General features: G+C 52.1%; 7 protein-coding genes and 1 tRNA gene. 3 read left to right on the top strand and 5 right to left on the bottom strand.

What is annotated here, in order from left to right:
* The first annotated feature begins 60 nt into the window (after positions 1 to 60).
* Positions 61 to 492 carry a hypothetical protein gene (locus H7688_RS11430; RefSeq protein ID WP_183361245.1) on the top strand — a complete coding sequence of 144 codons (432 nt, stop codon included), beginning with the start codon at positions 61 to 63 and terminating at the stop codon, positions 490 to 492.
* 97 nt (positions 493 to 589) lie between these two features.
* On the opposite strand, the gene H7688_RS11435 is transcribed toward H7688_RS11430, so the two are convergent.
* Positions 590 to 1,609 (bottom strand): P63C domain-containing protein, encoded by a 1,020-nt coding sequence (locus H7688_RS11435; protein ID WP_198424491.1) that lies wholly within the window; start codon positions 1,607 to 1,609, stop codon positions 590 to 592.
* A 618-nt stretch (positions 1,610 to 2,227) separates the two neighbouring features.
* Here H7688_RS11435 and H7688_RS11440 point away from each other — a divergent pair.
* Positions 2,228 to 3,640, top strand: a complete 1,413-nt coding sequence (locus H7688_RS11440; RefSeq protein WP_183361246.1) for a tyrosine-type recombinase/integrase — start codon at positions 2,228 to 2,230, stop codon at positions 3,638 to 3,640.
* Positions 3,641 to 4,265: 625 nt separating this feature from the next.
* Positions 4,266 to 4,736, top strand: coding sequence for a hypothetical protein (locus H7688_RS11445; protein WP_183361247.1), 471 nt, complete (start codon positions 4,266 to 4,268; stop codon positions 4,734 to 4,736).
* 1,206 nt (positions 4,737 to 5,942) lie between these two features.
* On the opposite strand, the gene H7688_RS11450 is transcribed toward H7688_RS11445, so the two are convergent.
* The 4 genes from H7688_RS11450 to tadA all read right to left on the bottom strand — a co-directional run bounded on the left by H7688_RS11450 (position 5,943) and on the right by tadA (position 12,743).
* Positions 5,943 to 9,770, bottom strand: a complete 3,828-nt coding sequence (locus tag H7688_RS11450; protein WP_183361248.1) for an NACHT domain-containing protein — start codon at positions 9,768 to 9,770, stop codon at positions 5,943 to 5,945.
* Between the two features lie 517 nt (positions 9,771 to 10,287).
* Positions 10,288 to 11,631, bottom strand: a complete 1,344-nt coding sequence (locus H7688_RS11455) for a KAP family P-loop NTPase fold protein (protein ID WP_183361249.1) — start codon at positions 11,629 to 11,631, stop codon at positions 10,288 to 10,290.
* Between the two features lie 347 nt (positions 11,632 to 11,978).
* Positions 11,979 to 12,066, bottom strand: a tRNA-Ser gene (locus H7688_RS11460).
* Positions 12,067 to 12,200: 134 nt separating this feature from the next.
* Positions 12,201 to 12,743 carry a tRNA adenosine(34) deaminase TadA gene (tadA, locus tag H7688_RS11465; RefSeq protein WP_183361250.1) on the bottom strand — a complete coding sequence of 181 codons (543 nt, stop codon included), beginning with the start codon at positions 12,741 to 12,743 and terminating at the stop codon, positions 12,201 to 12,203.
* Between the last annotated feature and the right edge of the window lie 73 nt (positions 12,744 to 12,816).

Raw genomic sequence — 12,816 nt, forward strand, 5'->3', positions numbered from 1 at the left:
TGCTGCCAGAAGAGCGGAGCCGTCTTTTTTAATACGGAAAGATATGGAGAAAAATACGCTATGAAACCACGAGTAACAACGGATGAACTTCGCAGGATCGCCAATCTTGCAGCCGAGGGACTAACCTCAAACGCCATAGGAAAACGCGTTGGCAGAGACCCTAAGACTGTCACTGCTGCCCTTGGTCGGGAGGAGGTACGGCAAGAGGTCGAAAAGGTCCGTCAGGAACTTGCCGACCGGTACGAGGAACTAAATCATCGCCTATTGGACTCGATCGGCGCCGAGGATATCCAAAAAATCAACGCCTACCAGAGAGTAGTCTCCTGCGGCATCTTGACAGACAAAGTGCGGCTCCTGCGGGGGGAATCTACAGCTAACTACGCCGTACTCCATGCTGAAGCCGTGCGGGAGGCATGCAATGATTGGGGAGACGGTCATGTCCTTGCCAGTAACGGGGATGATTTGGCCAAAGATTCAGGGCGTTCCGGTTAATTCATTATGGACGGCTGCCCCCATCCCGAAAAATGAAAAGAGGGGGGGATACCCTTGCTGGAGCCCCCTCTCTTCCCTACGTCGTCACGCCGATCTGTCACTCGCCTTCATCACTAAACAGCTTGCCCTGGTCTCCGGATATCGGGAAAGCTTTCAAGAACAACGTCTCGAACATCTGCCAGCTGTCGCATGCTCTCATCAATGTAGTAACGGAAGCGACATGCTTCTCAAGGTGGGGGTGCCCGACATTCTCTGTCAGGAGCTGGTGGTGCCGATATTTGCGGTTGCCTGCTTCATTGGGAGGGTTGCGCTTCTTCAACTCGTCAAGAACGCCGTCAGGGAGCCTTTCATATACGAGTTTATTCGTGAGCGTACCGACATATCCGGGGCGTTTCACAGACATCGGGTTGAATGGCCAGTTATGAAGCCGGAAAATCTGCTTATAAAACTCGTCCGGAAAGCGCTTTGTCCAGGGCAACAGCTCTTTTGCAATGTACGCCTGCAGGATTACGTTGAGTTCGTTTCTTGCCCGGACATCCTGATATCCTGTGGCCTCGTCGACCAGTGCGATGATGCCTACATGGGCTAATCCGCGCATGAGGATGTCAGCAGCATTGATGATGTGCTCGTACTGTCTCGGAACCTCCCCCGTCTTCGCGAGCGAGTCATCGCGCAGCTTGAGATAGACCTCTGCAACTTTTGGGAGCAGCGTGGCGTCATATCCCACATTCCGCGTACCTTTTTTACTCTTGTAGAAGATTGGTCTGCTAGCATCGGCCACTTCCGCAGAGATGTACGGCTGAAGTACGTTCGCCTGGAGGAAGAACGGCAACGCGTCTAAAGTGCTGAGGACGCCCGTGCCAGCTTTAGGGGAACGCGACCTTCCCAGCGCGCGCAGGAACGTTGCTTGAGTGATGATCCTCTGCCCGTTAGGCAGATGAGCACAGGCGATCAAAGAATCGCCAATAGGGAATTCCCCCTCATGCAGCGCGACGGGGAGTTCCGCGTTCTCTTTGCGTTTTTCCACGCCCTTCATTGCGCGCTCTTTCAACTCTTCCGCCGTCATTTTAGCTGCTGTAGCGTAGCCACCCTTTGCCCGCCCTTTGTGCTCAGTCATGCAATACTCCTTTGTGCTAAGGATACATTTGGCTCGAATATTAACCTGCAAAAAAATAAGATGCAAGTTATTTTTGCCATATTACTTACATTGTAAACATTGCGACGTTGCTCAGCCATAGAATTCCGTTTTTAGGCGCATTTTTTTTGCGGGACAATAATGGTTAAATGTAGTGGCGTTTCATGCCACCCCCCCCCTCAGGCAGGACTAACCATGGTAGGAGCGTAGATGGAATTGCCAGTAGGTGGGAGCGGGCGGAGCAGAAGGCCAACGTTGCCACAGCTCGTGACAGTGAAGCCAAGAGAATTATGCTAGCAAAAGGATCAGAGGATACGAGGAAGGATACGGCAATGTGCCAAAATGAAAAAAGGGATTAGCCCGATTGAGCTAACCCCTTGTTTTATTGGCGGAGAGATAGGGATTCGAACCCTAGGTACCTTTCGGTACACCTGATTTCGAGTTTGGTGTGCTTCGTATTTTTAACCATTATTGGCCCTATCGTAACTTTGCAAGTAGTGTAAATGGCTGAATAGATTATCTAGTTGACTATTATTAGGTCATAAGCTATTTTAAGCCCACTTGCTACATATCTGCTACATATTTTCGGAGGGGCATGCCTTGCCTACCAAGAGACTGACCGCGACCGCAGTCGGCAACCTGAAGGGGGAGCCGGGGAAACAGGTTAACTACTTCGACACCAAGTTGACAGGATTTGGTGTCAGGGTGTCGGCGTCTACCGCGACTTACTTCGTGCAATGCAGGTGCAAGAGCCGGAAAAGCCCTACGGGTAATAGGCTAGAGGTTAGGGAAACCCTCGGGAAGGTGAGGCGGGATGAACATGGCAACGTGGACTCTGCCCAGTATGATGAGGTATGTAAGCGCGCCAAGAAGATCTTGGACGATGCGGAGAACGACGTCATCCCCGAGGACCGCCGGAGGGAGGCGGAGGCTCATAGGCAGGAAGAAGCGCGGACCAGGAAGATTGAAGAGGCAAAAGACGTTACCCTTGCCGCCCTATTTGATAGATACCTTGCCATGAAGGAGGCCAAGGGGAAACTCAAGGCTTCCACCGTTGGGCAATACCGGCAGAGCATGGAGACTCACTTCGCTGATTGGATGGAGCGTCCGGCCAGGGAGATCACCGGAAGCATGGTAGAGGCTCGACACATCGAAATAGGTAGGGGAAAGATCCAACAGAAATACACTACTCCTAAGGGTAATGAACGCAAGGGACAGCGTGGTGGCAAAGGGGCCGCAGATGCGGCCATGCGCGTGCTGCGGGCCGTCCTCTCCTACGGTGGGGCTGTGTATGATGATGTGTTCCTCAAGAACCCTGTCAGCATCCTATCCAAGACGGACGGATGGTATAAGTTGGACCGCAGGGAAAGCTACATTTCCACCGAGCAGTTGAAGCCGTGGTTTGAGGGGTTGAAGAAGCTGGACACTGTAAGGACTCGCACCGTACTCACCCTTGGCATATTTACCGGTGCCAGGAAAAATGAGATCCTGCGCCTGAAATGGTCGGACGTGGATCTTGATCAGGGTGTTGCTACGTTTCGGGAAACAAAGAACGGCAAAATACTCGTTGTACCGGTGGCTCAGTATGCTTTGGATGTGCTGAAGGCACATAAGGAAAATTTCTACTCGGGTCCAGAAGGTTTTATATTCCCTTCCTACGGTGTAACCGGGCACCTGCGCGACCCTCGCAAGTCTTTGGAGAAGGTGACTCAGGAAAGCGGTGTTAACTTCATGCTGCACGATTTCAGGCGCACCTTCCTGACCTTCTGCAATGCGTTGAAAGTTCCGGCTTGGACGCAGAAGCGACTTGTGAACCACGCAAAGCCTGCCGATGTAACAGAGGGGTACGTCCAGCACGAGATGGATTTTCTTCGTCAGGACGTAGAAGCTGTGGCGGCTTATATCCTCGAACACGCCGGGCTTAACGGAACGGCTCCAGAGACTGACAACGGCGGGGAGGCTGGTAAGGTCGTTAACCTAGAGGATCGTAGACAGAAGAGAAACGCCGCATAGCAGGATACCCTTACAGAGAAGCAAAAATACTACGCCCGGTTGGCCACGCTGACCGGGTTTTTTCGTCTCTGCATTTTTTTTGTGGCGAATGACTTGTTTCACAATCGGTCTCTCTATAAGTTGGCAGTACGAGTTAATAACGAAAATTGGAATATCGCAGAGGAGGTGCCGGTATGGGCGACCCCAGCCGGGGGAGACATCAATTTTTGGAGTTCCTATGAAGAGTGCAGTAGCGCAGGAAAAAAGACGCGGTAGGCCTGAGGGTAGCAAGAATCGACACCGGGAGCTTCCGGCAACAATCCATCCGGATCAGCGGCTCACCGTTGCCGAGATGGCGGCCCTAAGTGGGAAGAGCAAAAGCTTTTTCCTGACCAACCTATCTCTCGCTCGTACAGGACGCAAGCATACGACCATGCCGCCAGTGTCTAAGATCGGGCGGCATCTCCTCTGCCGAGCTGCTGACTTTTTTCAGTGGCTGGAAGGGAAACAGCTAGATGTGGCCTAAACGAGAAGCCCCCTGGACGGCTGCGGCCGCCAGGGGGCAAGGGGGTACGGCAAATTTGATATTTGAATACTACCTGCTGGCCTTTTTACGTGCAAGCGTTTCCGCACAAAGGGGGCGGCGATGAAGCAGAAGCCACTCCCGAATGGGAGAAACGCAGTACCCGCCAAAGAACAGTTCGCGAAGATCACCAAAGAACTCGCCTCATCCGAGGCGTACAATGATTTATCAGCATCTGCTTTGAGGTTGTTGCCTCATATTCTGATGGCAAACGGTGCAGCGGCGGCACGTGGGTCTAAAGACAGTCACGGGCGTCCGGTGTTCACCTTTACAGCCCGGGAGGCAAAGGAACGGGCGGGCTTGAACTCGGATGCCTTTAGCCGCGCGAAAGCTGAGTTGGTACTGAAGGGTTTTCTCGAGTGGGTCGAGCATGGTGGCGTCTTGAGCTTAGGGAGTGATTCGCAGGGGAAGCCTTCCACTTTTCGACTGAGTGCCGGATGGAGAATTTACCAAGCCGAAACAAAAACTAAGCGGGATACTTCGAAGGCGCGAGAGGCGCGTGCAAGGAAGAGAGCCTGTTCATCTCCTATGTGAGACGCTGATGTATGGCAAGAATCTAGAAGTGTCTGATGGATCAGATGGGGGATCTCTAAAGCCTGTCTGATGGACCAGATAGAAAAGCAGGTTTCCGAGCCGATAAGCTGGGGGCGCCTGTCTGGCGGGGCAGATAGGTCCCGTCTGAAGCATCAGATGGGAATATGGATTCTAGCCACGGCAACGGCACCCTCCCCGCGCCGACTTAGGAGCGCAGGTGGCAATCAATAGCAACGTCCCCCAAATGGAGGGATATAGATCGGAGCGATATGCCCTCAGAACTAATACTGGTGCCATGATGGACCCTTTGCCAGCCTCATTCGCGCAAAGCGGTTGGAAGCGGTGCAGGGAAAAGCCTCATGACGCAGAAATCCCACGGTTAACGCCCTGTCGGATGAGAATGAATACACCCGCAAGGGAGGATGCGAATTCGACAGTTGACCGGCACCCCTCAGGCTGGTCAGTGCAAATGCTGCCCCGCATACATGGAGGAACTGTCACACCTCAACGTGCCGGGGGAGCTTTCCTTTAACAGGCAGCACTCCACCTCCCTAGTGATAGTTCCCCTATTTAAACCTCCCTAGTTACCCATATAGTGTAACTAGCTGTTGCAACACAGTTTTGCTTGACCTTGCCTCGCATTGTTTCAATTTTACGAAGATTTAATTGCGATTCGGCCTAGGCGTGATTTAGAAATTCAGAAATTAACGCAAGGGATTCTATCTCGTGACAGGGTCTCCGTCTGCAGGATGCAGTTCTCCCGCGTCACGAACCCAAGGAACCCGACCACTTTGGTGCCTACACCATGCGAGCACTCACTGAGCATTCACTGAGCCCTCCATGAGGTGACTTGGGCGACAGATGTATCGTTTGTTGTATCGCGAGCACATCAGAAGCCCGGTATCCATGCGGGTCTAGCTGTATCGTTTGCTGTATCGGATGGCGTACTAGTTTTGGAAGTCCGGCAGTTTATTTGAAGGCGGTCCCAGATAAATTTGAAGGGGGAGGGTCGAAAGGGGGTCACGGGGTAGGTGGGGGTAGGGGGCTCCATCAGGGACCGGGCGTGGATCGAAGGGCGGTATGAATACGGTGTCAACTCAACCATTGGAGTGAGGATTTGAGAGCGTCTGGAACAACAGGGCATCCCAAAGCAAGTTAGCACACACGGCGCCTACCGGAGCGCCTCTGCGCTTCCCTGATCCTTTTTCACGGCTCCGAAATGTCCACTACGACGACAAGGAGCCGACATCGGTCCGCGTCCGGCACAAGCGACACCAAAGAGCTCTCAAGCTCTGCAGCGGTTGTCGGACGGGAAATGCCGACCGGCAGCTTGGGCATCTTGCGGCCCTTCGCTTCGCCTGACCAGAGGACGAGGTAGACTCCAAGCCCTTCAGCCTTCGCATCGCGCGCATAAAGGTGGTCAAGCTGGGATCGCCATGCGGTCCAGAGCTCGCTGTGGTAATGATGCTTGACTTCTATCGGTAGTAGCCTTTCGGGTCCCTGCAGAACCACTAGGTCGCACTCCTTGTCTGCAACCATGTGGTGTTCGACGGTAACGATCAGCTTTTGCGGTTTTACCCTGTTTTGGAGGTCCTCTGCCAGCAGTCCCGAGCAGTTCTCCTCGCATTTGGGTTTAAGCAGCGTTTTACCTTCCTCGTTCCAGTAGGCCCTGAACCTTTCCCTTTGTGTCAACCTCAATTCACGCGTAAGGACGCGCAGGTGGTCCACGACTAAGGCAGCAAGATCTCTTGAGGTAGCGGGCGCTCCGTTGCTGAGCGCTTCCACCACTTGCTCGGGTGAGGCAAAGCTGAAGCCGGCTTCGCGGAGCTTTTTTGCCTGTTGTGCCCTGTGGTGCCTGATCGAGTCGCGATACCTTTCCAGGTCGGTGTGAGTCTCCAAACTTTCCAGGATAACGCCAGATTCTGGAGAACTGTCAGAAGCTAGGACCTCAATCAGGTGTGAAACGAACCGCGAAGCGTCCCACGCATTTTGTCTGCCGACAAAAGTGCCTGTTGGGAGCTCTGCTGGAGGAAATTGCCCCCCGAACGTTGCGATCGCCTCCGCGAGTTGCATCGGGGCCAACCTCCCCCCTTCTTGAATAATTTCGATCCCACTCCAGCGCGCGGTGGACGACTGTAACATAATGGCCCTCCAGGTGTCGGAGCAGCTTGTGGGATCAATTACAAATAGCACCGTGCACCAGGTGGCACGTACCTCTATCGACAGCTCTTTCCGGCTCAGTTCGCTCTCCGCGACTGCGCGAGCGGCCTGCCGATCATTGTGCAGGAGAACCAACGCCAGACTGCGGACGGTGTCATTATCCTCGACTATCCCAGATTCGAGAACCTCTGTTGATAGCTTGACCAAGAAGGGCAGGGAGCCAGGATCTTTGCTAAGTTCGTAAAATATAGGGAGTTCACCTTTTTTAGCCGCCGAACAGCGAAGCCAAAGCTCCTTTAGAACAGAGCTCACTTCGCTCGGATGCTGGGCAACCGTCTCGAGAACCCAGCTGCACAGCGTCTCGCTAAAACCATGGATTTCGGAGTAGGCATTATACTCAGTGATTACCGCCGCGAGACAGTGTGGTAGCGACTCTACTGGCACCGTTATGCCAGCATCCAGCCGCATAAAAACGGAGAGGGCCAGAAGAATGTGTGCGTTAGGGATGCTTCCGGTCTGCCAGCTCTCAATGATTTCTTGTTTAGTTGGGATCGAAGGATTTTCGGCATAGGAAAGGAATCCTTCAATGCAGGCGTCAGCGATTTCTGGATTTGCGAAGGATACTAGGCGTTCTCGCAAATCTGGGATTCCTTCGTCATTACTATAACCTAGGTAGACCTCTAACGCCTCGACAAGGAACTCTTCTGCTGTCCCAGTGCGGATCGATGCTAGGTGAGGATGAAACGCCGCAACGTTGTAGGCGCGAACAGCCTTCTCCTTGCGCCCTGCCTTCAGCGCTCTTTTTTGCTGTTTTTTTCGCGATCCGTCGATCTTGCAGCTCCGCCAATTTCCAAGGGTCTTTCCGACATCAGGGCGGCGGCTCATGAATTCAAAGCCCGCCTCGACAAAAATAACGGACGCCCCTTCTTCCGGAATATGCCAAAGGTACCTTTCGAAAAGCACCCCGGCTCGAAATGGATCGTCCTCCTTCGCAGCGCAGTCTAGGAAAAATGCGCATGGCGAAACCGGCCACACTTCCGCCGGAAGCAGCTTAAAAAGGCCAAAGCACAAAAATGATTCGAGGGATCGCTCCTTATGGGGCACTGTGGAAAGGAGCCTCTGAAACAATTCGCCGAATAGTGAGGGTTCTTTTTGGAAGCGCTCGTTTAGGGACGCGAGCACGCCCGCTGAATACCGATCATTGCCGGGGCGGCGATTACTAAGCCACCCGGATAATCGCTCAATGGATACCGGAGCTGGATGCCTCAAGCGTCGCTCCAGCCATGCATCGAACATCGACCGAAGTTCGTAATAGACTCCGGTTCCTGCAGTCAGCACAAGTGATCCGCCGTCAAGAAGCTCCTCGAGGTCGGAATCGGCCGGCAGATAAACCAGATTATAGAATCGGCCGAAGGTATGTCTCGCTCTCTTGACCGAAGCGGCCTGCTTCAAGACGGCCAGCATCTGCTGAGCAAAGCATCCCGCGGAGCGAGTGAAAGAGAGGATGCCTGCCCTCACGTCTGGTGCGAACTGGTCATAGGATGCCTGTGCTAGATCACAGTCCAGCGCCGCAAGTTGGGCTACATCGTTATCAATGGTTTTCGCGAAAGCAGTCAAAGCCGTGGATCTGAGCGAGACGTAATTTTCCGTGGACAAGACCATGTCACGTAAAATTTCTCCATACCCACCGCCAGCGGTGCTGTTCGAGATTGCCTCAAGCGCGGCGGTTTTGAGGTGCGCCCCCGCAGCCGGGTCCTCGAGGATTCCCCGCACCAGCTTGGACGTATTTAGATTGGCTAGTTCGCGAAAGGAGGCGCGCTCGTCGCGATGAGAAAGAAACCAGGGGTCACGCAGCCCTCGAAGCCCGCGCCAGATAGCACACTGAACACCCGGAGAGAGTGCACTAGCGTCTCCGTAGGTTGCCACCCCGTAGGGGTCACGTTCTACGTAACCCTCGGCAAGGGGGCCCAGCCAGCACATCAGCCAAGCAAACAGGCCGCGGAGTGAAGAAATGGGATTACCGTCCGTTCCGCAGATGAGTGCCAGGACTCGATCAATCGGCAGGCCATCGTCGATTCGGGTGGCGAGGTCCTCCGCCGCTAAGAACTCCGCAATGGTCCGATGAAGTGGTTCAAAACGATCCACGCCTGGGGAGGTAAAGAGCCGCCGCTTCAAGGCCAAGTCGAGGAACCGTCTGCTACCGTCCGGCACGATATGGAGGGCGAAAAAGTCGTCGTCTGCCATCTCCAATCGGGAAACCCCGACGGTATTGGAGAGAAGCAGAATCGAGCAGGCTGCTCCCGCAGCTTTCCGCAAATCATCGAGAGCGACGCTAGTCGCCCCGCGTGCTTGGTGCAGGGGATTTGCTTCCTTGAGCAGTTCGGAAACCCCTGTCTGGTAGGCTTCAAACTTGTTGCGCGGTTTCCGGGTGGTTGCCCACGCACGTGCCAGCAGCTCCAGGGTTTGGGGATTACCAAGTAACCCGGCGAGCCCGGCCGCTTCTGCTTCCTCCACAAATTTGGCTGGATCGGCAACCACTCCCTGCACGGCGGACAGTACTTCATCACGGCAAAGCGGACAGAGCTCAAGAACCACAATGCGACCGGATGCACTGGCTGCTCTGATCACCTCTTGGTCCGTTGATCCGAACCAATCGGCTGACCTGCAGGACAGCCGGAATTTTGGCTTCTTCAAAGCGCAAAGCGCTTTTGCGATCTCCGAAGCGATATCCGAACCGCTGGCGACGGCCCGGAACTCGTCAAGCGCATCCAAGAAAAGGGGCTCACCCTCAGCACATTGAGGATCAACCAGAAACTTGCGGACGGTTGTAAATCCACCCACCGCAGCTTCTTTGAAAAAGGTAGTCTTTCCCATCCCCGGATCGCCCAGTAGGATTATGGCGTCCTCTGTCGCAAATTCGCCATAGGAACCTTTTAACTCCCTGCTGTTACCAGTGCCGTCGTCTCTTACTTGCAGACTACGGGATAGTACTCCTACCATATGACCCTCTATTTATGCGATATCAACGGTGGTTGCGTCAGTCATATCGCCTGGATTTCTGGGGGGCCGATCGACAGCGCGCCCGTCCATTTCATACCACAATTCCGCTCGAGTTCCTACCGCCTCTTACTGGTAAATACCGTTGCTGCTCCTGACAATGCCAGTTGTGCTTATATCTTCCTTTCTTATAGGGCGAGGTTCGGGGGCCTGATTTGAGGATCAGGTGTAGATCCGCTATACAGTGGGCGAGGAGGGAAGAAAGGTGAGAATCGCGAGATGGTGTCATTAGGGCTTTAGCCAAGTAGACCATGGCCAAACATATCCGCTGAGACCAATTCGGGAAGACATCGCAGAGATAATCCAAGATTGCCAGCCGCAAAATTAGTTAGCATTAACTAAATGAAAACAAGAAATCTATTAAGCCGAAATACTCCTTATTCGAAAAAAAACCATCATTTTGAAAATGTTCAATTGCGAAAGTTCTAGTTTCAGTGCTGTTGAATTGCTCTCCTTCTAAATATTCTCGTGTGATAGTCCGATCGAAAAATGATGCGCATGTGTATGCTTTATTGGAGAAAGTACTAATAGCAGCGTACCTTGGATTGAATATTAACTCTGCGAATCCTTTGCAGGTCTCACTTTCTACTTCGTTGTAACCAATACTTCTTCCAAGCTGCGCAGGTGAGAATGTGACGTCATTTTTCTTCCTTTTGAAAAAATATACATCTTCCAAAAAACATCTATATAGTAACAGTTTAACTACTAGTTCGTTTATGTATTTGTCACAATTGTCAAGTGATAGATATATTGTGTACCTGGCAAGTATGTGTTTAACCCTTCTTGGATTTACAAAATCAGTTGCAACTAAAGTATCTATTAGATAATCAATCTTTTCAGTATGGTTGGCAGAAAAACCGTTTTCAGTAACAGAATCAATATAATTTATCACAAATTTTTTTATATCGATTGTCTGGTTAGTTGGGATGTGAAATGAATAATTTATTATTTTCTCTAAGTATTCGCTACCGTCTATTACGTTGTTGTATTTGCTAGAAATAATCCTCTTTAAGACAAAATCATCAATTCCAAGAATAAATATGCATTTTTTGACTGACAGAAAATGTTTTATGTTTTCGATTAACTTAACTACTGTCTCTGGTAAGCATCGATCTAAATCATCAACAAATATTATAATACCATTTTCGTCAATAGAGCTTACTATACTCTGAAAGGCAACTTTTAATTTCTGTGATTCGCTGACCCATCTTTCATATATAGCAGAATTCTCCTCAACAAGTTTAAAAGCCTTTTCAACGTCATTTATCTCAATTATTTTGCTTGTGACAGATTTTAAAATAGCAGAAGCACCTATGTATGCTGCTACCGAAGCGTATTTCTTTGTGTTTTTCCATAACTCGGTTTCGAGCGGAAAATCATTTGAAAGGTTAGAAAGTAACGGAAGAAGCAAACTCGTTTCATTTTCATATTCCCAAGCATTGAACCAGAAGGTTTTTCTTGAATACTCATTACATAGTAGAGCTTGCAATAGCATCATAAATGAGGTTTTTCCCGATCCCCATCTACCGCATATTCCTAACGTAAAAGGAGTTTCAACGTTGGTAATCAGTTTGGCAAGCCTAGAAACAGATTCTTGGAAGCCCAATATGTCATTTTTAAAAATGTCACTACTGTCTACTTCGATATGGTTTTCTCTTGATAAGTGCAGTACGGACATACGCACCTCGTTCCTCATGGGCTTTAGGGCTTATATTGAAAGCCATACCATCGTAAAATGATGGGATTTTGTCAATACTGAAGTGTAGGGCGGGGCCGGGTGGGTTTCTGGGGCTGGTATCTGCGCTTCCAGTGGGAGTTGAAGACTTTGAGGAGGCACTGTCAGTCGTGGGTGATTCCTGTCAGCGCAAGTGCATCGCAACTGAGACCAGCACCCCCTCTGTAGACCGGGTAAGATCGTGGGCATGACCGAGAATGTCAAGTGGGTGCCGCCGGGGTTCATTTGCTACATATTTGCTACATAAAAAGACGAAAAGGCCAGTCGCATGGACTGGCCTTTTCGTAAGTTGGCGGAGAGATAGGGATTCGAACCCTAGGTACCTTTCGGTACACCTGATTTCGAGTCAGGCACCATCGACCACTCGGACATCTCTCCGTTTATGACTCTGACATTTTCCGGTGCGGCTTCGTTCTGCTTTGAACGCCGAGGAAAAGTGTACCACGTTGTGTACCAAATTTTTCCTCGTTATGCAAGGTTTTCCTGCCTGTCAGTTGCCTCTGCAGCTGAGACTACAGCCCCTTCGCCTGTGACACCGATCTCGCTGCGTCTACCTCGCTATCCTTACTCTGTAACTTGGCCCGCCTCTTCTCAGCCCTGAGCGCACTGAAGAAGTTGCTGAGCAGGGCGGAGGTTTCATCTCCGCGCACCCCGGAAGTGAGGACGACGCTGTGGTTCAACCGGGCGTCGTTGGAGAAATCGTACAGGGAACCCGCAGCGCCCCCCTTGGGATCGAAACTGCCGAACACCACGCGGTTCAGCCGCGCCAGGATGATGGCTCCCATGCACATGGTGCAGGGCTCGAGGGTCACGTAGAGGGTGGCACCGGTGAGCCGCCAGCTCTTCAGTTTCGCGGCGGCCTTACGGATGGCGATGAGCTCGGCATGCGCGGCTGGATCCTGCCTGCTCTCACGCAGGTTGTGACCCCGGGCGATCACCACGCCGTCCTTCACCAGCACCGCGCCGATGGGAACCTCGCCGATCGCCTCGGCTTTTTTAGCCTGGGCTATCGCCTTACCCATCCAGTAGTTGTCGTCTTTTAGTATCGGGGACATTGTTTTTTTTCGAAGTCGCCTCTTCAGCCTGGTGGCGCCCTCACCCCCTGCCCCTCTCCCAAAGGGCGAGGGG

It is taken from the genome of Geomonas limicola (assembly GCF_014193675.1).
GTDB classification, from domain to species: Bacteria; Desulfobacterota; Desulfuromonadia; order Geobacterales; family Geobacteraceae; genus Geomonas; species Geomonas limicola.